This window comes from Rhizobium sp. WSM4643, from assembly GCF_025152745.1.
GTDB classification, from domain to species: domain Bacteria; phylum Pseudomonadota; class Alphaproteobacteria; order Rhizobiales; family Rhizobiaceae; genus Rhizobium; species Rhizobium leguminosarum_I.
In genome coordinates, this window is sequence record NZ_CP104040.1 from 2,064,864 (window position 1) to 2,083,692 (window position 18,829).

Annotated in this window: 19 protein-coding genes; 8 read left to right on the forward strand and 11 right to left on the reverse strand. The window is 63.6% G+C overall.

Annotated elements, in window-relative coordinates:
• Positions 1 to 16: 16 nt before the first annotated feature.
• Positions 17 to 406, forward strand: coding sequence for a hypothetical protein (locus tag N1937_RS10480; RefSeq protein WP_260058614.1), 390 nt, complete (start codon positions 17 to 19; stop codon positions 404 to 406).
• Positions 407 to 526: 120 nt separating this feature from the next.
• Here the strand turns inward: N1937_RS10480 and N1937_RS10485 are convergent, their stop codons facing one another.
• The 3 genes from N1937_RS10485 to N1937_RS10495 form a co-directional block, all read right to left on the reverse strand.
• Positions 527 to 1,354 carry a transglutaminase-like domain-containing protein gene (locus N1937_RS10485; protein ID WP_170255853.1) on the reverse strand — a complete coding sequence of 276 codons (828 nt, stop codon included), beginning with the start codon at positions 1,352 to 1,354 and terminating at the stop codon, positions 527 to 529.
• A 98-nt stretch (positions 1,355 to 1,452) separates the two neighbouring features.
• A complete protein-coding gene (locus N1937_RS10490; protein ID WP_026154157.1) occupies positions 1,453 to 2,334 on the reverse strand; it encodes a transglutaminase family protein in 882 nt (293 codons plus the stop codon).
• A gap of 515 nt (positions 2,335 to 2,849) precedes the next feature.
• The gene (locus tag N1937_RS10495; RefSeq protein WP_017964370.1) at positions 2,850 to 3,005 is read right to left on the reverse strand and encodes a hypothetical protein; all 156 of its coding nucleotides are present in this window, start codon (positions 3,003 to 3,005) and stop codon (positions 2,850 to 2,852) included.
• Positions 3,006 to 3,893: 888 nt separating this feature from the next.
• Here N1937_RS10495 and N1937_RS10500 point away from each other — a divergent pair.
• Positions 3,894 to 4,148, forward strand: a complete 255-nt coding sequence (locus N1937_RS10500) for a GlsB/YeaQ/YmgE family stress response membrane protein (protein ID WP_162117140.1) — start codon at positions 3,894 to 3,896, stop codon at positions 4,146 to 4,148.
• A 100-nt stretch (positions 4,149 to 4,248) separates the two neighbouring features.
• On the opposite strand, the gene N1937_RS10505 is transcribed toward N1937_RS10500, so the two are convergent.
• The gene (locus tag N1937_RS10505) at positions 4,249 to 4,530 is read right to left on the reverse strand and encodes a hypothetical protein (protein WP_026154158.1); all 282 of its coding nucleotides are present in this window, start codon (positions 4,528 to 4,530) and stop codon (positions 4,249 to 4,251) included.
• A gap of 219 nt (positions 4,531 to 4,749) precedes the next feature.
• On the opposite strand from N1937_RS10505, the gene N1937_RS10510 reads away from it, so the two are divergent.
• The 5 genes from N1937_RS10510 to N1937_RS10530 are packed head-to-tail and all read left to right on the forward strand — an operon-like array spanning position 4,750 to position 10,208.
• Positions 4,750 to 6,642 carry a peptidylprolyl isomerase gene (locus tag N1937_RS10510; RefSeq protein WP_260058616.1) on the forward strand — a complete coding sequence of 631 codons (1,893 nt, stop codon included), beginning with the start codon at positions 4,750 to 4,752 and terminating at the stop codon, positions 6,640 to 6,642.
• Between the two features lie 8 nt (positions 6,643 to 6,650).
• Positions 6,651 to 7,667 (forward strand): anthranilate phosphoribosyltransferase, encoded by a 1,017-nt coding sequence (trpD, locus tag N1937_RS10515; protein ID WP_162117138.1) that lies wholly within the window; start codon positions 6,651 to 6,653, stop codon positions 7,665 to 7,667.
• A gap of 9 nt (positions 7,668 to 7,676) precedes the next feature.
• Positions 7,677 to 8,489, forward strand: coding sequence for an indole-3-glycerol phosphate synthase TrpC (gene trpC / locus N1937_RS10520; protein WP_260058618.1), 813 nt, complete (start codon positions 7,677 to 7,679; stop codon positions 8,487 to 8,489).
• 1 nt (position 8,490) lies between these two features.
• On the forward strand, positions 8,491 to 8,988 hold the full coding sequence (gene moaC, locus N1937_RS10525) for a cyclic pyranopterin monophosphate synthase MoaC (RefSeq protein WP_260058619.1): 498 nt from the start codon (positions 8,491 to 8,493) through the stop codon (positions 8,986 to 8,988).
• Positions 8,985 to 10,208 carry a molybdopterin molybdotransferase MoeA gene (locus tag N1937_RS10530; protein WP_260058621.1) on the forward strand — a complete coding sequence of 408 codons (1,224 nt, stop codon included), beginning with the start codon at positions 8,985 to 8,987 and terminating at the stop codon, positions 10,206 to 10,208. The genes moaC and N1937_RS10530 overlap by 4 nt, the downstream gene beginning before the upstream one ends.
• Here the strand turns inward: N1937_RS10530 and N1937_RS10535 are convergent.
• From N1937_RS10535 to N1937_RS10560, 6 genes are all read right to left on the reverse strand, one after another.
• Complete coding sequence (locus tag N1937_RS10535) at positions 10,177 to 10,884, reverse strand: class I SAM-dependent methyltransferase (protein WP_260058622.1); 708 nt, start codon at positions 10,882 to 10,884, stop codon at positions 10,177 to 10,179. The genes N1937_RS10530 and N1937_RS10535 overlap by 32 nt on opposite strands.
• A gap of 25 nt (positions 10,885 to 10,909) precedes the next feature.
• Complete coding sequence (locus tag N1937_RS10540; RefSeq protein ID WP_017964381.1) at positions 10,910 to 11,344, reverse strand: GNAT family N-acetyltransferase; 435 nt, start codon at positions 11,342 to 11,344, stop codon at positions 10,910 to 10,912.
• Between the two features lie 65 nt (positions 11,345 to 11,409).
• The gene (locus N1937_RS10545) at positions 11,410 to 13,380 is read right to left on the reverse strand and encodes a DEAD/DEAH box helicase (RefSeq protein WP_260058625.1); all 1,971 of its coding nucleotides are present in this window, start codon (positions 13,378 to 13,380) and stop codon (positions 11,410 to 11,412) included.
• Between the two features lie 99 nt (positions 13,381 to 13,479).
• On the reverse strand, positions 13,480 to 15,336 hold the full coding sequence (locus N1937_RS10550) for a CHASE2 domain-containing protein (RefSeq protein WP_260058626.1): 1,857 nt from the start codon (positions 15,334 to 15,336) through the stop codon (positions 13,480 to 13,482).
• A gap of 5 nt (positions 15,337 to 15,341) precedes the next feature.
• On the reverse strand, positions 15,342 to 15,860 hold the full coding sequence (locus N1937_RS10555) for a FecR domain-containing protein (protein WP_260058627.1): 519 nt from the start codon (positions 15,858 to 15,860) through the stop codon (positions 15,342 to 15,344).
• Positions 15,861 to 15,998: 138 nt separating this feature from the next.
• Positions 15,999 to 17,144, reverse strand: coding sequence for a citrate synthase (locus tag N1937_RS10560; protein ID WP_017964385.1), 1,146 nt, complete (start codon positions 17,142 to 17,144; stop codon positions 15,999 to 16,001).
• Between the two features lie 83 nt (positions 17,145 to 17,227).
• Here N1937_RS10560 and N1937_RS10565 point away from each other — a divergent pair, with 83 nt between their 5' ends.
• Positions 17,228 to 18,316: a citrate synthase/methylcitrate synthase gene (locus tag N1937_RS10565; RefSeq protein WP_260058628.1), complete on the forward strand. Its 1,089-nt coding sequence runs from the start codon at positions 17,228 to 17,230 to the stop codon at positions 18,314 to 18,316.
• 42 nt (positions 18,317 to 18,358) lie between these two features.
• Here the strand turns inward: N1937_RS10565 and N1937_RS10570 are convergent, their stop codons facing one another.
• On the reverse strand, positions 18,359 to 18,829 hold the full coding sequence (locus tag N1937_RS10570; protein WP_170278047.1) for an SRPBCC family protein: 471 nt from the start codon (positions 18,827 to 18,829) through the stop codon (positions 18,359 to 18,361).

The window sequence follows — 18,829 nt, forward strand, 5'->3', positions numbered from 1 at the left end:
AAAGCGAGCAGCGACGATGAAATTAGGCTGGCAACCACGGAAATGGCTCGAGAAAAAGAGCAAGCGCGGTAACCGCGGTTACCCCATGGGCACGATCGCCTTTTATGGGCCCGACAACCGCCGCGCCAGCAAGGCCGCCGTCAGCATCATGCCGGCGCTGCATGCGGATCCCCTCGATCTGCGCCGATGGCTTGCCGAAACCGGCGATCTCAGGATGGACGAGACTGTTATCGCCGAGATCGCGGCATTCCTGCGCGAGAATGAGGTGAAATCGGTGGTGATGGCGGAAGGAATCATCGGGTGCCCCCACGAGGAGGGAATCGACTATCCGGTCGGCGAGCCCTGCCCGGAATGCTCATATTGGAAGGGGCGAAACCGCTGGACCGGCAAGCTCGAGTCCAATTGACTTCCGGGCATCTGGTGCTCGCATGTTCATACCGGGCGCCGATCATGCGCCTTCAGAATTGGTTCGGCGGCCCGCCTGCTTGAAGAAGGCATAGAATTTCCCTCGCCCGCGATCCCGCGATCAGTCGGCCTTCACCGCCTCCTGCGGTACTTCCTCGGTGATCACCTCGAAACGGGAGAGGGTTGCCGGGCCGAAGGCCGTCGACATGGCGACGTCGGTGGCGTCGCGGCCGGTCGCCATCAGGATCCGGCCGATCCGCGGCGTGTTGTGGCGGGCATCGACCGTATGCCAGTGACCGCCGAGAAACACCTCGAACCATGCGCTGAAATCCATCGGATTGGGATCGATCGGAACGCCGATATCGCCGAGATAGCCCGTGCAATATCGGGCCGGGATATTCATGCATCGGCAAAGCGCGATGGCGAGATGGGCAAAGTCGCGGCAGACGCCCGCCTTGTCGGTGAAGCCGCCATGCGCGGTCCTGAGGACGTCGGCCTTCAGGTAATCGAAGGTGATATGGTCATGGACGAAATCGCAGATCGCCTGGACGCGCGCCCAGCCAAGCGGCGTTGACGAGAACCTGGCCCAGGCGAAATCCGCAAGCCTGTCGGTGTCGCAATAGCGGCTGCCGAGCAGGAAGACCAGCACATCGTCGGGCAGGTCATTGATTGCGTGCTGGACAGCATCGTCGGGAACGATGTCGGGTTGGCCGCTGTCGTAGATCTCGAATTCCGTAGAGATCGTTGTCAGTCCCGGCGGGGCGACGATCCGGCTGCAGGCATTGCCGAACACATCGGTATAGCTCCAGGCCTCGATCGGCCGGTCGAATGTCAGGATCTGGTCGCTGAGAAGATCGGCACGACGGGAGGGGTGAATATTGAGGACGAGCAGCATCGGCGTTGGCTGCATGCATTCGTAGCCCAGATGAAACCCGGCGCGTATCTTCATTGTGGCTTCCTTGTCGCGTCTCTGCTTTGGTAGAGGTGAGCAGGGAACGCTGATCGCGCGGCCCCGGTTCCCGCAAGCCCGGGACCGTCACCGCATGGCTAGCCATATGGCCTTGTGGTGACGTTCACCTGCACCGTCATGCTGTCGAAATCCTTCCCATGCCCGTCATAACTGCCGCTCAACGGGACTGCCTGGCGCGGATCGCGGGCAACGGCGACACGAATGAGATCGCGGTTGCCGACGATCCCGTTGGTCGGATCGAACTCCGTCCAGCCGGCGCCTGGAAGATAAATCTGGCACCACGCATGCGTGGAGCCGCCGCCGAGCACGGTGGAGCCGTCCCGGTCGGGAACATAAACATAGCCCGTGACGAACCGTGCCGCGAGGCCGAGGACGCGTGCGGCCTCCATCATCAGAAGCGCGAAATCCCGGCAGGTGCCGGAACGAAGCCGCAAGGTCTGGACCGGCGTCTGCGTCCCATGTTCCTGGCGCCGCGCATAGACGAAGCTTTCCCGAATGGCGTAACAGAGCGTCATCAGCAGATGCCCGGTCTCGGTTGGACGCCCAAGGCGCACGAACTGGCGCGCCCAGCGTCCGACCTCGTCGTTCGGATCTGGATAATGGCGCTGCATCGCCGGCGTCAGATCGGCAATCTCATCCTTGTCGTATGAGAATGGATAGGTCAGCGCCTCGTCATCCACCTTAAGATCCAGTGCGACCTGGGGCGTATGATCAAGCGTGATCCAGGTTTCGAAACGAAGCTCGGACGCCGGCCTCGAAATATCGACGAGCGCCACGCAATTGCCGAAAACATCGTGGATCCAGCGCACATGACTTTCCTCAGGATAGATCGTCAACGACGCTTCGATCAGCCGCTGGTCGAAACTGTCGCGCGGTCGGAACATCAAGCGATGCTCGCCGAAGCCGACCTCCCTGACGTAACGATAGGACGTGATGTGGCGGACGGTGAAAATCGTCATGAGCCGCCGTCCGGTAATCTGTTCACTTTGCTGCTCCAAGACGGCGATGCCGCCTCTCCCTTGCGGAAGCGCCCTGCCCGCTTCTCCGCTCATCCCGATTTCTTGTCATATAAGCACATCCGAAAGATTGCTATTGTATCTTCACCGATCGGCGGCGGGACCGTCCAACCTTAAGAGGGCACCATGCATATCTTCTGGGACGTCCTGACACTTCTGCTGACAATCGGCTCGCTCTATGGCGGTCGCGAATACCGGATTATCCGCGCCCGTGCCCGCGCCCAAAACTGGGGCAACTTCTGATCCGATCCAATATCATTGATTCGGTCCTGGCATCTCTGATTCGATTCCGAATCATGGTCGCATCGGATCGTTGCCGGTCGCAGTTACGTCGAATGACGTAAAGCCACACGATTAAGGAAGTGCTTTATTAGTGGAGGCGGAGTCTATCCGTCCATTCTCCCTGTTATCCTAAGCCCGCCTCACCCCAGGCGGGCTTTTTTATTCCGTCGCCTGCATCACTTCTTGGCGCCGGCGGAAAGCACCCGATGTGTCGCGTCGTCCATTGCGTGGCTCGCTTCCTGTCCATCCTTCTTCAGCCCGTATGCGGTATTGCCGCAGCCCGAAAGTGTCAGCAGGCAGATGCAGGCGATGGCGATTGCAGCTTTTGACATCAAATGTTTTCCCCGGATTGGATGGCGTTTCAGAGCATGATGCCAAAAGTGTCAGCCGTTTCGGACGACATCATGCTCTAACTCTCAATTTAGATCAGGATTTTAGACTGACTGGACCTAAAATCATCCTGTTCTAGGGAAGATGACGCATTCTTCGGCAAAATCAATCCGCAGGTAACAGGCGCGAACTGGCGGCATGGAACCCCGCGACGCCGCAGGCGTTAACGGGAGCTGTCCAAGCCGGGGTTAATGACATGGATTATCAGATTGCCTTCGCCGCAACGGTCGCAACGGCATCTTTCCTCTTCTTCATGCTGATCGTTCACCGAACCTGATTGCCCGCCGGCGGCGTGTGATCACCGGAACAGCGCCGGCTGTTTCCGGCCCGCTTGCCTGCGATCCGCAGAAGCAGTTGCATCTTCGGGTGCAACTGTTTTTGTAGTCAATGTCGACGAGCCGTCGCAGACCGGAAGGCCTGGAGCGCAAAGATCGCAGATGATCGTCAGCTGACACTGCAAGGCTGCAGAAGAAACGTTTCGTCACCCGAAAGTATTACAACAACCGTGAATGTATTGAATATTAATTAATTGCCAGCCTTAACTATCCGTTAACAATATTGTTGCGCTCAGTCAGCTTCCGCTTATGCTTTACGCAAAACGGGAGAGAAAAGATGTTTAGCAAAAGCTTGATTATGCCGTTCAGCTTCGCAATGCTGGCCATTGCCGGCCTCCTGTTCCAGATTGCCGCCCACGCGCTGCACTCTCCGGTCACCCTGCTGCCGTGAGTCACATAAGTTACTAAGCCTGCAAGCGGTCTCAGTAACTGGGAGTGGAACTTCCTGTCGTTTCGTGCATTCTGTGACTCGTTTTTGCCAGGAGGGAGATAACCATGGAAAACGCAGGCGTGGGTTGGATTGCAGCCATCATCATCGGTGGCATCGCCGGATGGCTGGCGGAAAAGGTCATGAGCAGCAGCATGGGCTTGCTGATGAACATATTGCTCGGCATCGTCGGCGCCATCGTCGCCAACTGGGTCCTGGGCCTGTTGCACATCCAGCCGCTTGCCGGTTGGCTGGGCTATCTGATCACCGGTTTCGTCGGTGCTTGCATCCTGATCGCGATCGGGCGCGTCATCCGCCGTTGAACCGGTCGCAAAAGCTGGCCTCTGTGGCTTTTGCTGTCCTCGGAAATATTGAAAGCCGGGCGTCCATGACGTCCGGCCTTTCTTCATCCTGAATTCCCGTTCAGCGGCGGCTGAGCATGCCGAACACGTAGGCAATGCCTGCCGTCACCGCGAGTGCCATGAGCGGTTCTTCGCGCACCTTATCGCGCAGCCGTTCCGTCATCAGCGAAGCCTCGTCGGTCACGGCCGACTTCGCCCCCTGTCCCAGCGCCACCACGCTTTCCGTCAGGCGTGAAAGATCGTTGCGAAGGGCTGCGACCTGCGCCGACAGATCGTCTGCTGCTATGTCAGCCTTGACGCGCGCGGCGGTGGATTCGGCGGAAGCGGTTTTCAATTCTGCCATGGTCTGCTCCTGTTTCATGGGATGCCGCTTCAACGAAATGGTGGCCCGAAAGGTTCCGTCGGAGCCGATCTTTTGTTCGCCGCAACGCCGCGGCGGCGGAGCGGCCGCCTTGTGCAGCTTTTCGCGCGACAAACCCTTCATTTCCTGTCGGGTTTGTTTTAAGGAACGTCGAATGTCCGCCCGCGCGCGGGTCAATGATACTGCGAGGTTTGCGTTTCTATGTTCCACATCCTGAGAAGAGCCGCTCAGACCTGGGTCGCCAAGCTGCTGATGCTTCTGCTGGTCGCGTCCTTCGGCATCTGGGGCGTCTCCCGGTCGCTGATCACGGGCAGCAACAGCACCACGGTCGTGACCGTCGGCGATCAGCATGTGGACGTCAACGAATTCCACCTCGCCTATCAGCGCCAGGTGGCAAGCGTCAGCCAGCAGTTCGGCACCCGCCTCACCCCCGAGCAGGCCCGCGCCTTCGGCATCGAGCAGCAGGTGCTCGCCCAGCTCGTCGCCGGCGCCTCGCTCGACCAACTCGCCGAAGACATGAACCTCGGCCTGTCGCAGGATCGCCTCGCCCAGCTGATCGCCGACGATCCGGCTTTCAAGGCCGTCAACGGCCAGTTCGACCGCGAACTCTTCGTCTCGCGTCTTCGCAATGCCGGCATCCGCCAGGACGAATACATCAAGGAGCGTAGCAAGGTCGCAGTCCGTAGCCAGGTCGTCGATGCCATCTCCAACGGCTTCACGGCGCCGAAGACGCTGGTCGACGCGCTGAAGCTCTATGGCGATGAAAGCCGCAGTATCGATTACCTGCTGCTCACCAACGCCAATATCGAGCCGATCAAGGCGCCCGCCGACGACGTACTGGCGACGTGGTTCGAGGGTGTCAAGCAGCGCTACCGTGCGCCGGAATACCGCAAGCTCGTCTACCTCAAGCTGCAGCCCGCCGATATCGCCGATGCGGCGACCGTCACCGACGACCAGATCCACGAAGCCTTCGATAAGAGCAAGGATACCTATCGCACGCCGGAAAGCCGCACCATCGAACAGCTGACCTTCGCCAGCAAGGATCTCGCCGCCGCCGCCGAAACGGCACTGAAGAGCGGCACCAGCTTCGACCAACTGGTCTCCGACCAGGGCAAGACGGCAAGCGACGTGCTGCTCGGCGAATTCACCAAAGACAAGGTTCCCGACCAGGCCGTTGCCGATGCCGCCTTTGCGGTTTCGCGCGACGGCGGTACGACGCCTGTCGTCGACGGCTCCTTCGGACCCGTCATCCTGCGCGTCACCAACATCAAGCCTGAAACGACGAAGAATTTCGACGAGGTGAAGGAAGATATCCGCAAACAGCTGGCGCTCTCCAACGCCTCTCAGGAAGTGATCAACGTTCACGATCGCATCGAGGATCTGCGCGCAGGCGGTTCCACGCTCGAGGATATTGCCGGCCAGCTGAAGCTCACCGCAGTGGCCGTCGACGCCGTCGATATGACCGGCGCCGACAAGGACGGCAAGGAGGTCAAGGATCTCCCCGCCAAGCAGCAACTGCTCGGCGAAGCCTTCAAGACCGAGGTCGGCGTCGATGCGCCGCCGCTTTCGATCGGCAATGACGGCTATGTCTGGTTCAATGTCCGCGAAATCACGCCGGATCGCGAGCGCCCGGTGGCCGAGGTGCGCGAAAAAGCCATTGAGGACTGGACGGCGGAGCAGCAGAAGGCCGAACTCGCCAAAAAGGCCGCTGAATTGAAGGCTGAGGCGCAAAAGGGCAAGGCACTTGCAGATATCGCAACGCCGCTCGGTATTGCCGTCGAAAGCAAGAGTGGCATCACCCGCTCCACCGATGATGCGGTCCTCGGCCGCGCCGGCGCCACTGCCGCCTTTTCCGGCCCGGTCGATACGGTCGCAAGTGCTGTCGGCGCCGATCCCTCGACGCAGATCCTGCTGAAGGTCACCGAGGTCAACACCCAGCCGACCGGCGATGTGCTGAACAACCGCGATGCCCAGATCACCGCCATGGCCAATGCCGCCGGCGACGATATTCTCGATCAGATGGTCAACCTGCTGCAGACGCAGTATGGCGCTCAGATCAACCAGACGCTCGCCGAAAAGGCGACGGTCCGCTAGGAGGCTTTATGACCGATCTGAAGCCGTTCCTGGCCAAGGCCGCAAGCCGCGAGCCGCTGACGCGTGACGAGGCCCGTGCCGCCTTCGACATCCTGATGTCGGGCCAGGCGACCCCCTCGCAGATCGGCGGCTTCCTGATGGCGCTGCGTGTGCGCGGCGAAACGGTCGATGAGATCGTCGGCGCGGTGACCGCGATGCGCTCGAAGATGCTGACCGTCGAGGCGCCGGCCGATGCGATCGACATCGTCGGCACCGGCGGCGATGCCAGCGGCACCTACAACATCTCGACGCTGGCGGCACTGATCGTCGCCGGCGCCGGTGTTCCCGTCGCCAAACACGGCAACCGGGCGCTGAGTTCGAAATCGGGCGCGGCCGACAATCTGGCGGCACTCGGCGTCAAGCTCGATGTCGGTCCCGAGATCATCTCCCGTTGTATCGCCGAAGCCGGCGTCGGCTTCATGTTCGCGCAGCTGCATCATTCCGCCATGCGCCATGTCGGCCCCTCGCGGGTGGAGCTTGGCACGCGGACGATCTTCAATCTGCTCGGGCCACTTTCCAGTCCGGCCGGCGTCCGCCGCCAGCTGCTCGGCGTCTTCTCGCCGCAATGGCTGGTGCCGCTTGCCGAAGTCATGCGCGATCTCGGCTCCGAATGCGTCTGGGTGGTCCATGGCGACGGCCTCGACGAGATCACCACGACCGGCATTACAAAAGTCGCGGCACTCGAAGACGGCAAGATCCGCACCTTCGAACTCTCGCCCGCCGATTTCGGCGTCAGCCCTTGCGTGCTCGCCGACATCAAGGGCGGTGATGGTGTCGCCAACGCCGCAGCCCTTCGCGAGGTGCTCGGCGGCGCCAAGAACGCCTATCGCGATATCTCGCTCGCCAATGCCGCCGCCTCGCTCGTCATCGCTGGTAAGGTCGAAACGATCCGCGACGGCATGACGCTGGCCACGCATTCGCTGGATAGCGGTGCCACGGCGCTCGCCCTCGACAAACTCATCGCCGTTTCCAACGATATCGACTAGGATTGCCCGATGACCGATATCCTGAAGAAGATCGAACTCTACAAGCGCGAGGAGATCGCCGCTGCCAAGGCGACAGTGTCGCTTGCCGATCTCAAGGCGATGCAAGCCGGCCAGTCCGCCCCGCGCGGCTTCCACAAGGCGCTCATTTCCAAGCGTGATGCCGGCGGCTTCGGCCTGATCGCCGAGATCAAGAAGGCAAGCCCCTCGAAAGGTCTCATTCGCCCGGACTTCGATCCGCCGTCGCTGGCGAGCGCCTATGAGGCCGGCGGGGCCGCCTGCCTTTCGGTGCTGACCGACACGCCGAGCTTTCAGGGGGCGCCGGAATTTCTGACAGCCGCCCGTGCTGCCTGCGCGCTGCCGGCGCTGCGCAAAGATTTCATGTTCGAAACCTATCAGGTGCACGAGGCCCGCGCCTGGGGCGCAGACTGCATCCTGCTAATCATGGCCTCGCTGTCCGACGATGAAGCCGAACGCCTGCAAGACGAGGCCCTCGGCCTCGGCATGGACGTGCTGGTCGAGGTCCACGACGCCGAGGAGATGGAGCGGGCGCTGAAACTTTCTTCGCCGCTCATCGGCATCAACAACCGCAATCTGCGTACCTTCGAGGTCAGCCTGACGGTCAGCGAGGCGCTTGCGCCCATGGTGCCGGCAGACCGCCTGCTGGTCGGCGAAAGCGGCCTCTTCACCCACGCCGATTGCAAGCGCTTGCAGGCCGTCGGCATTAATACCTTCCTCGTCGGCGAGAGCCTGATGCGCAAGGACGACGTCGCCGCTGCCACCCGCGCGCTGCTCTTTGGCGAAACCGCTATCGCGGCCGAATGATATGAGCGGCCAAAAGCTAGGGCTAACTCATATCGGGGCCTCGGGCGAGGCACATATGGTGGATGTCTCCGAGAAGGCCGAGACGGTGCGCATCGCCACTGCCGAGGGACATGTGAAGATGGCGGCGGAAACGCTTGCTCTCATCGTCCAAGGCAACGCCAAGAAGGGCGATGTCATTGGCACGGCGCGCCTTGCCGGCATGATGGCGGCAAAACGCACCGCCGATCTAATCCCGCTCTGCCATCCGCTGATGCTGACGAAGGTCACGGTCGAGATCGAGGAAGATACCGCCCTGCCCGGCCTGCGCGTTACGGCAACCGCCAAGTTGACCGGCAAGACCGGTGTGGAGATGGAGGCGCTGACAGCCGTCTCGGTCGCTTGTCTGACGATCTACGACATGGCCAAGGCGGCCGATAAGGCAATGGAGATCGGCGGCATCAGACTTCTTGAAAAGTCCGGCGGAAAATCCGGCGATTTCCGTCATCCGGAGGCAAGATGAACCTTCTCCCGGTTGCCGAGGCCCTGAACCGCTTGCTCTCCAGCGCGAAGCCCATTGCTGCGTCCGAGACGCTGCCGCTTGCCGAGGCTGAGGGCCGCGTCCTGGCCGTCGATTTGACGGCCGGCCTGACCCAACCGCCCTTCAATGCCTCCGCCATGGATGGCTATGCGCTGCGCCGCGAAGACGCGCCGGAGCCGGGCGCCGAGCTGAAGGTCATCGGCATGTCTTCCGCCGGCCATGGCTTCGAGGGAAGCGTCAGCCAGGGTGAAGCCGTCCGCATCTTCACCGGCGCGCCTGTTCCGCCGGGCGCCGATAGCGTCTTGCTGCAGGAGGATGCCGAGAAGATCGAAGGCGGCATCAGAACCAATTTCCCTGTGCGGCAGGGCCAGCATGTGCGTCCCAGGGGCCAGGATTTCGCCGAAGGCGAAGCCGTGTTGTCGGCCGGCACCGTGCTTGATTTCTCGCGGCTGACGGTCGCCGCCGGCATGAACCGGCCTGATGCCGAGGTGCTGCGGCGCCCGCGGATCGCCATCCTCGCAACCGGCGACGAGCTGCTGCCGCCTGGAAGCACGCCCGGCCCTTCACAGATCATCGCATCCAACACGTTTGGTATTGCAGCCCTTGCCCGCAAAGCCGGCGCCGATGTACTCGATCTCGGCATCGTGCCTGACGACAAGGCCAAGATCAGCGCGGCGATCGACGCGGCGCGGGACGCCAAGGTCGATGTGATCGTCACGCTCGGCGGCGCTTCGGTCGGCGACCATGATCTGGTGCAGGCGACGCTGATCGAGGCCGGCATGCAGCTCGATTTCTGGCGCATCGCCATGCGCCCCGGCAAACCGCTGATGGTCGGCAGCTTCGGCGAGACGCATGTGCTCGGCCTGCCCGGCAATCCGGTCTCGAGCCTTGTCTGTTCGCTGCTCTTCCTGGAGCCGCTGATCCGCAAGCTTGCCTCCCTGCCGCCGGTGCGGCGCGAGGCAACGGTGGAGGCGGCTGTCACGCTGCGCGCCAACGACCACCGGCAGGACTATATCAGGGCGAAGCTCTCGAAATCCGCCGCCGGCCATTGGCTCGCCGAACCCTTCGGCAAGCAGGATTCCTCGATGATGAAGATCTTCGCCGCAGCCGATTGCCTCGTCATCCGCCCGCCGCATGCGCCGGAATTGCCAGCCGGAGCGCCCTGCCCGGTCATGCTGTTGCGGCCCGACCTCCTGGCATAATCTCGCCTTCAGCTTTGCCACAGAGAGCAAAGACGCCCGCCGGCACGGCACCGCCGCCTGTGCTGCCCCCGCCGAAATCCGCAACCGCATGGGTGGCGATTCGGCTGAGTTCGCCCTGCGGCAGGTAGGCACGCTCGGGATCGCCGATCAGCACCTCGATACCGGCGGCCTGGCAACGCCGCAGGAAGCCCATCACCCGCAAGGCTAGCGCTGGGTCGTAGAACAGGTCGCCGACCACGAGAAGGTCAGTCGCTGGTGGCTGACCCTCGATGATATCGGCGGCGACGGTCGCGATATCCACGCCGTTGATCGCCGCGTTGAGACAGATCGCGGCAATGGCATTGGCATCGATGTCGAGAGCGGTCACCGTGGCTGCGCCGGCCTTGGCCACGGCAATGGCTACGAGCCCGGAGCCGGCGCCGAGATCGAGCACCCGGCGGCCGCGCACAATTTCCGGCCGGTCGAGCAGATGGCGGGCAAGCACCGCGCCGCCGGCCCAGGGATAGGCCCAGTAAGGCGGCGGATCGGCCTCTCCACGACCGGCAAGCCGCCAGAGCCCGCTCGCAGGTCCTGCCGTATGGAGCCGGATCTCGGGGATGGATGGAACGGGTGATATCGGCAGGTTGGCCTGAATGAAGGCGGCGGGATCGGGTTGCGGCGTGCCCGGGCGTTTCATGGTCGTCTGCTCCTGCCGACGAAGCTCAGTAGTTCTTCATGGCAAGATGCGGCATGCCACCGTCAAGAAATTCCGCGCCATAGGCAAAGAAGCCGAAACGCTCGTAAAGCGGCAGCTTGTCTGCCTGCGCTGTGAGATAGAAGCGATTGTCGCGCGCGCCGCGATGCAGTTCCATCGCTCGCCCGATCATTGCGGCTGCAATGCCCTGGCCGCGCCATCGGCCGGCAACCGCAACCCGGCCGATCTTCACATGTTCTTCGGCGTAGATGACTCGCAGCGTGCCGGATACTTCGCCCGCGATGACGGCGACGAGATGATGGGCGCTGAGATCGTCGGCATCGAATTCCTCGGCTTCGGGAACCTTCTGCTCATGCACGAAAACGGCGCGCCGCAGCCGGAAGGCCTCATTGCAGAGCGCACTGAAAACCGGAACGCTGAGAATCGCCGTTTCCATCACCATCCTTGCCTCCCTCAGGGATAAGACCCAAAGCCCTCCGCCGGACCAGCGAAGGGCTGCCGGCAAAATCAGCCGGGCTTCTTCTTTGAAAACTTATTCTTCGGTGCGCCGCCGCCCTTGCCCTCATATTTGGGGCCTTCGGATCTGGGGCCTTCGAATTTCGGCTTGTCGTATTTCGGCTTGTCGGACGTCGGGCCATCGAAGGCGGGCTTGCCTGGCTTCTTGCTCCAGGGCTTGCTATCCCGTTTGTCCCCGCCGCTATTGACGGCTGCAGCATATCCACCGCCCGGACCCTTGCCGAACTTGTTCTTCGGCCGCTCGCCACGGAACGAATCGTCCGGCCGGTCGTCACGGGATGGCTTGCCGGCATAGGGTTTTGACGCAGGCGCCCGGCTGAAATCCGGCGTGCCGGGAAGCCTGGTCACGCGGATGCCGCGCTCGAGCGCTTTGTTCGGTCCGATCGCCGCCAGGAAGCTCTCCGCACTCGCCGCGGCGATCTCCACATAGGTTTCCTCGGGCTGCATCTTGATCGCGCCGATTTCCCGCTTCGTTACATTGCCGTTGCGGCACAGCATCGGAATCAGCCAGCGCGGCTCGGCATTCTGCTTGCGCCCGACCGAGACGGAGAACCAGACGCTGGCGCCGAAATCCTCACGCGGTCCCTTCTGCGCCGGCTCGTATGGCTCGGCATTGTCGCGGCGCTTGCGGCTGCGCTCGTCCTGTACGGTAACCTCGATGAGGTCCTCCGGCGCCGAATGATTGGTGCGGTAAAGACGTAAGAAAGCGGCGGCGAGCTTTTCGGCGCCGTGGCTGGCGAGAAGCTGCTGTACCAGCCCCTGCTCTTCCTCTTGCGGCGTTTCGTTGAAGATCGGATCGGCAAGCAGCCGCTCGTCGTCGCGCTCGCTCACTTCCTCGGCCGAGGGCGGTCGCGCCCAGGCAGCCGAAATACCGGCATTCTCGAGCAGGCGCTCAGCCTTGCGCCGTGCATTCAGCGGCACGATCATGGCGCTGATGCCCTTGCGTCCGGCCCGGCCGGTACGGCCGCTGCGGTGCAGCAGCGTGTCCGGATTCGTCGGCAGGTCGGCATGGATGACGAGATCGAGCCCCGGCAGGTCGATGCCGCGGGCGGCAACGTCGGTCGCGATGCAGACCCGGGCGCGCCCGTCGCGCATCGCCTGCAGCGCGTGGGTGCGCTCGTTCTGCGTCAGCTCGCCGGACAGTGCCACCACGGCGAAATTGCGGTTGTTGAAGCGCGCCGTCAGATGGTTGACGGCAGCACGCGTCGAGCAGAAGACGATGGCATTGGTCGCCTCGTAATAGCGCAGCACGTTGATGATCGCATTCTCGCGGTCGCTCGGGGCGACCATCAGCGCGCGATATTCAATGTCGATATGCTGTTTTTCCTCGGCCGCGGTGCTGATGCGCACGGCATTGCGCTGGTAGCTCTTGGCAAGCTTGGCGATCGCCGCCGGCACCGTTGCCGAAAACATCAGCGTCCGGCGTTCGTCCGGCGCCGCATCGAGAATGAATTCGAGATCCTCGCGGAAGCCGAGATCGAGCATCTCGTCGGCCTCATCGAGCACGGCAGCCTTCAGTTCCGACATGTCGAGCGCCCTGCGGCGAATATGGTCGCAGAGCCGGCCAGGCGTGCCGACGACAATATGGGCGCCGCGTTCGAGCGTGCGGCGCTCGCTGCGGATGTCCATGCCGCCGACGCAGCTGGCGATCACCGCGCCGGTCATCTCAAAGAGCCACTCGAGTTCGCGTTTCACCTGCAGGGCAAGTTCGCGCGTCGGGGCGATGACGAGGGCGAGCGGCGCGCCGGCATTGCCGAAGCGCTCCCTGCCTTCGAGCAGCGTCGGCGCCAGCGCCAAGCCGAAGGCGACGGTCTTGCCGGAGCCGGTCTGGGCCGAGACCAGCGCGTCGGAAGCGGCGAGCGCCGGATCGAGCATCGCCTTCTGCACCGGGGTAAGTTCGGCGTAACCGCGCTTCTGCAACGCCTTGGCGATCGCCGGAACGACGCCGTTGAATTCTGTCATGAGTTCGATCTTTCGGAGCTGTCAGGCGCGTTGCTGCGCCATGGCCGGAGCCAGCCGGCGGGGTATTTGCGCCGTTCCTAGCCCCTCCCGCGGCGATTGTCAAAGTGTGCGGCTGCGCCACAGCCAGGCGTCGATGCGGCTTGCCCGGCCACGCAGCGCCGTTTCCAACGGTCCCTCCATGCGGCCGGACTGCGTGAGCACGCTATCGGGACCGGCGGCGCGGACGATTTCGGCGCTCAGCGCCAGTTCGACGCCATGGCGGGCGGCCACCTCCATCAGCCGGCTGCCGACATTGATGGTGTCGCCTGCCGCCGTGATCTGCTGCCGATCGCCGGTACCGAGACGCGAGGCGACGATCGGGCCGCAATGGGCGCCGACCTTGAAGCCGATCTTCTTCGGGGCAAAACCCGCATGCGCTTGAAGCCAGGCCCTTGTGCGCTCGCAGAGGCTGACCGCGCAGGCAGCGGCGCGGGCGGCATCATCATCGGCAGGCTCCGGCAGGCCGAACAGGATCATCGCCCCGTCGCCCATGAAGCTGGTGATGGCGCCGCCATGGGCGCGCGCCTCCTCGTCGACCAGTTCGAAGAAGCCGCTCAGCATCTCGCTCACCGCTACTGGCCCGACATTTTCGCTGAGGCCGGTGAAACCCGAGAGATCGATGAAGATGACAGCGGCGTTCTGGCGCACAGGCGCGGCGAGGAAATTCGGATCGCGCGCCAACCACTCGCCGAGGCCGGGTGCCTCGATGCGCTGCAGCAGCGCGCTCTGCTCGGCAAAATGGCGGGCGCGGCCGCGGTCGAGCCAGAGTTCGGCCGCCCCGAAGATCAGCGCCGGCGGCAGCGCTGCGGCGATCGGCAGCGCTGCGCTCAGCCAGTAGCCATGTGCATAGGCCGACAGATTGAGCATCGCCCAGAGGACCAGCGTCAGCACAATGATGAGATAGCCTGCCGCACTCCGGCGCCAGGCGACCAGCGACACGAGCACGATCGGCAATCCGACGGCGGTGGCGGCATCGATCAGCCGCATCCTGTGGTCACGCACCATGCCGTCGCCGGTGACGAGATGGGTGATCGCCGTCGACATCACCTCGACGCCGGGCATGACGGGATCGAACGGCGTCGGGTAGACGTCGCCGCCGCCGGTGACAGTCGAACCGATGACGACAATCCGGCCTGCCACCACATCGGCCGAAAGCTTGCCGTCCAGCGCATCGGCGGCGCTGAAGGTGGCGATGCTGCCGTGCCCGCCATAGAAGGTCAGCGGCAGGCGCTGGCCGATATCGGTGGGAATACGCAGCTTTCCGAGCATGATGGCGTCGCGTTCGATCGTGGGATCGACGCCGAGCGCCACCGATGCGGCACGCAGCGGAAAAGCCGGATCCAGCCGGTCTGCGGCACGCGAGATCAGCGGAATGAAGCGCGGTGTGCCGGTCTGGTCGGTTGCCACATTGACGATCCCGACCGCGGCAGCCTCGGCAAAGCGGGGAAGCGGCAATAGCAGCTGGTTTGCCTCCGGGATCGCGGCAAGCGGATCCTCGGCCACATCGGTGACCCGCTGGCTGCTTTGCGCAAAAGTGGCCGCGGCTGCAATCACGCTCGGCCCCTGGCGAAGGGCTGATGTCAGCGCCGCATCACCCGCCTCCGGACCCGGATCGACCAGCAGAATATCGATCGCCAGGACCTTCGGCTTCAACGCGGTGATCGCGTCGGCGAGGCGCGCGAGTGTCGCCCGATCGAGCGGATAGCCGTGCGCCCCAGCGGTGCGGTCGTCGATCGCGACGATCGAGACGACGGGAGGCGGTGTCTTCGCCCCGACAATGGCGCTGCGGATATCGGCAAGCGAGGCCTCCATCCGGTCGAGAAGGCCGCTTCCGGCATCGAGATTGGTATAGCCGAGCGCAGCTCCCCAAAGACCGGCGAGCAGCAGCGCGATCACGGTCAGCAGGCGATGGTTCATGGGATTTATTGGCCGAGCCGGGCAAGAAGGGCGGCGGCGCGCGGCGCTGGCCAGCGACGCACGACGAGAGGTTCCGTCCCGGCAGTAACGTCGACGCCCTCGCCGGGCGACAGCACCACTGCCTCGCCGGCCGGCCGGCGGACTGCGACGCTGCCCCTGACGACCAGCACAGAGGTCTTGCCGCCTGCGACATCGACAGCCCATTGCGTGCCGCGCACGGCGGCGATCGCCTGCGGCGTCACGACCTGGAAACCACCGGCGCGCTGGGTGTTATCGACATCGACGAGGATGGCCTTGCGCCGCAGCGATGCCGAATCGGGGCTGCCGTCACGGTTGCGGTCGACGAGGCTGTAGGCAGCGCCGGCCTCTGCCGTCACAGTGACGCCACCTGGACAACTGAGCACCTGGCGGGCGCCGGCATCACGCGATACCGTGCAGCCGGCAGACTGCGCAAAGGCCGCCCCATGCGGAATGAGGCCGACAGCGAGTATGGCGGCAAGCTGGCTGCGAAACGTCATATTCATGGAAAGTCCCCTTGACCGTGCGGACGGCTCTTGTCGAAAGCGTCCGCCAACCGTCTTCTTCCATGAGAAGCATGATAGCCGAATTCGGATATTTCCCTAGGCAAAAAAAGCTAACCAGCGCAATCGGAGGCGGAATTCTTAAGTTCTGGTGCCCGTTTCAGGCGCCGGTCCTGCATAACGCGCCCGCGGCCGGATCAATTCGCCGCTGTCGATCTGCTCCATAGCATGCGCCAGCCAACCCACGGAACGGGCGAGCGAAAAGATGATGATCGGCGCCTCCCTCGGGAGATCGAAGGCGGCGGCCATTGCGGCAAGCGCAAAATCGACGTTGACCTTCTCGCCGACCATCTCCTCGCCCACTTTCCGGACCTCGGCAAATTGCGGCGGCAGGGGGAAGTGCGACAGCAGCGCCAAGGCCCTGGCATCGCCGTCCGGATAGAGCGGATGGCCGAAGGCCGAAAGGCGATTGCCCTGGGCAAGCGTGCGGCGGATCGCCTGCTCCGCCCCAAGGGTGGAAGCGGTCTCTATCAAGGCGTCGACGGCTTGCCAGGCGGCACCATGCAGCGGCCCTGTCAGCGTCGCCAGACCGGACAGCACGGCGGCCGAAAGGGCCGCCCCCGCCGATGCCGTGACCCGCGCCGCAAAGGTCGAGGCGTTGAGTTCGTGATCGGCAAGCAGCACCAGCGCGCGGCGCAGGCAATCGGCAGCATCCGGCCGCTGCCAGCTTGTCGCAAGCCTGAGATGCAGCGGCTGGTCGAAAGGCCCCGGCGCCAGTGCATCGGCGATGGTGCGGAGGACGCCGCTTGCTTCGCGGCGAAGTGCTGCCTGCGAGCGGCCGAGCGATGGCAGATCCGATGTCACCCGCCCTGCCAGCGCCCGGAATGCCGCCTGAAGCGACGGAGAGGCATGGCGGGTCTCGTTGCCACCAGGGAGTGTTTCCGCGCCGTTCCAGAGCAGTTCCGCCGTCTGCTCGAGCGTCGCGGCTTCCGCGAAACCGGCCGCATCCTTTCCGCGATAGAAAAGCCGTCCGCCGATGATGGTGGAGATTGCCGAGGACAGAACCGGATCGCCCCAGCGGATCGCCTCGGCGGCGACCGTTTCGGTCTTGCGGCGGCCGGCATGGCGTTCGGCAAGCCGCTGTACGTCAGTAGCTTGATAGAGGCTGCGACGCGGGTCGGCGGGATCGGGCTTGGCGCGGATGCGTCCGCGGCTGACATTGGCATAGAGCGTCTGCGGCTTGGTCTTCAGTGCCTGCAGCGCCTCCTCGGCGGTCAGCCACGACATCGGAGCCTCACATTGATCAATTGCGTCAAGATTGACGTCAATGAAACTAGGTCGGATCATCCGGACCGTAAAGGAGAAACAACATGAAAAACGGCTTGGAAGATGTCATTGCTGCCGAAACGCAGCTTTCGGATGTCGATGGCGAAGCGGGACGACTGATCATCCGTGGCGTATCGCTGGATCACCTGGTTGCAAACGGCACCTATGAAGGCGTCGCCGCCCTATTGCTCGATGGGCTGATGGAAAAAAGCTTCGACGAAGCGGAATTGCGCGACTGGTTGGCGCAGGCGCGAACGAGGATTTTCGGCCACATCAAGGCCGCTGACGCCGCCCTGCTCGCTTTGCCTCCGGTCGATGCGATGCGGGCGCTGATCGCCCGCCTTCCCGACGGCGAGGATTTCGATACCGCTCTCAGCCTTCTGGCTGCGCCCGCAGTTTTCCTGCCGGCGATCCTTCGCAAGCAACGCGGCAAAAGACCGATCGCGCCCGACGCCTCGCTGCCGCAGGCGGCCGATATCCTGCGCATGCTGACTGGAAAATTGCCGACCAGGGAGCAGACAGCGGCACTCGACATCTATCTCGTAACGATATCGGACCATGGCCTCAATGCCTCGACCTTCGCATCGCGCGTTATTGCTTCCACGCAGGCCGGCCTTACCTCTTCCGTACTCGCGGCGGTGAGCGCGCTGAAAGGGCCGCTGCATGGCGGCGCGCCCGGTCCCGTGCTCGACATGCTGGATGCGATCGGAACGGCGGAGAATGCTTACCCGTGGATCGAGGAAGCGCTCGACCGCGGCGAAAGGCTGATGGGCTTCGGCCACCGCATCTATCGCGTCCGCGATCCGCGCGCCGATGCGCTGAAGGGCGCGCTGAAGCCGTTGATCTCAACGGGCCAGGTGAACAGCGCCCGCGGCGCCCTGGCGGAAGCCGTGGAAACCGCTGCATTGGCGATCCTGAAGGCGCGCAAGCCGAACCGGCCGCTCGACGTCAATGTCGAGTTTTATACCGCGCTGCTGCTGGAAGCGCTCGGCTTTCCCCGCCAGGCCTTCACCGGCGTCTTCGCGATCGGCCGCACTGTCGGATGGCTGGCGCATGCGCGCGAACAGGCGCTCGAAGGCAGGCTGATCCGCCCGCGTTCGGTCTATATCGGGCCGCTGCCGGCCGCTGCGTAAGCGCTGAATTCGCCAGTTGGGGTATGTCTTCGCCGGCGATCGTCAACCGCCGACGAAGGCGGCGAGGTTGTCGAGTGTCGAGCGGCAGCCTTCTTCATTGTCTTCCAGGCGAATGCCGGAGGGGATGTTGTCGCAGACCATCGTCACATCGGTGCCTCCATCGGCGGGCGACAATGTCGTGCTGACCGTCATCTCGCCGGAAAAATCTTCATCCTCGGAATCGAAGACCGTCGCCCAGACGATGTTCTCGTCAGGCACGAGCCGTGCAAAACGGCCCTGGAACGTGTCGATCTTGTCAGAGCTCTTGCCCGGCTGCGACACCTCGTCATCGGGATAGACGAGCGACATGCTGAAGGCGCCGCCTTCCCTGCCCTCGAAGGCATGGACGATGCCCCTCATCGAACCGGGCGGAAGCCAGATGGCGACCGCCTCTGCATCGAGGAAGGCGCGGTAGATGCACTCGCGTGGTGCCGCGATGAAGCGTGAGACGGTCGTGCTGCGTGAAGAGGTCAT

Coding starts and splice junctions, on each gene's coding strand:
- N1937_RS10485 (WP_170255853.1), bottom strand. CDS start 1,354: ATGAAGATACGCGCCGGGTTTCATCTGGGCTACGAATGCATGCAGCCA.
- trpC (WP_260058618.1), top strand. CDS start 7,677: ATGACCGATATCCTGAAGAAGATCGAACTCTACAAGCGCGAGGAGATC.
- N1937_RS10535 (WP_260058622.1), bottom strand. CDS start 10,884: ATGAAACGCCCGGGCACGCCGCAACCCGATCCCGCCGCCTTCATTCAG.
- N1937_RS10565 (WP_260058628.1), top strand. CDS start 17,228: ATGAAAAACGGCTTGGAAGATGTCATTGCTGCCGAAACGCAGCTTTCG.
- moaC (WP_260058619.1), top strand. CDS start 8,491: ATGAGCGGCCAAAAGCTAGGGCTAACTCATATCGGGGCCTCGGGCGAG.
- trpD (WP_162117138.1), top strand. CDS start 6,651: ATGACCGATCTGAAGCCGTTCCTGGCCAAGGCCGCAAGCCGCGAGCCG.
- N1937_RS10490 (WP_026154157.1), bottom strand. CDS start 2,334: ATGACGATTTTCACCGTCCGCCACATCACGTCCTATCGTTACGTCAGG.
- N1937_RS10500 (WP_162117140.1), top strand. CDS start 3,894: ATGGAAAACGCAGGCGTGGGTTGGATTGCAGCCATCATCATCGGTGGC.
- N1937_RS10545 (WP_260058625.1), bottom strand. CDS start 13,380: ATGACAGAATTCAACGGCGTCGTTCCGGCGATCGCCAAGGCGTTGCAG.
- N1937_RS10540 (WP_017964381.1), bottom strand. CDS start 11,344: ATGGTGATGGAAACGGCGATTCTCAGCGTTCCGGTTTTCAGTGCGCTC.
- N1937_RS10530 (WP_260058621.1), top strand. CDS start 8,985: ATGAACCTTCTCCCGGTTGCCGAGGCCCTGAACCGCTTGCTCTCCAGC.
- N1937_RS10570 (WP_170278047.1), bottom strand. CDS start 18,829: ATGACCTCTTCACGCAGCACGACCGTCTCACGCTTCATCGCGGCACCA.
- N1937_RS10505 (WP_026154158.1), bottom strand. CDS start 4,530: ATGGCAGAATTGAAAACCGCTTCCGCCGAATCCACCGCCGCGCGCGTC.
- N1937_RS10560 (WP_017964385.1), bottom strand. CDS start 17,144: ATGTCGTGGCTGACCGCCGAGGAGGCGCTGCAGGCACTGAAGACCAAG.
- N1937_RS10510 (WP_260058616.1), top strand. CDS start 4,750: ATGTTCCACATCCTGAGAAGAGCCGCTCAGACCTGGGTCGCCAAGCTG.
- N1937_RS10550 (WP_260058626.1), bottom strand. CDS start 15,336: ATGAACCATCGCCTGCTGACCGTGATCGCGCTGCTGCTCGCCGGTCTT.
- N1937_RS10480 (WP_260058614.1), top strand. CDS start 17: ATGAAATTAGGCTGGCAACCACGGAAATGGCTCGAGAAAAAGAGCAAG.
- N1937_RS10495 (WP_017964370.1), bottom strand. CDS start 3,005: ATGTCAAAAGCTGCAATCGCCATCGCCTGCATCTGCCTGCTGACACTT.
- N1937_RS10555 (WP_260058627.1), bottom strand. CDS start 15,860: ATGAATATGACGTTTCGCAGCCAGCTTGCCGCCATACTCGCTGTCGGC.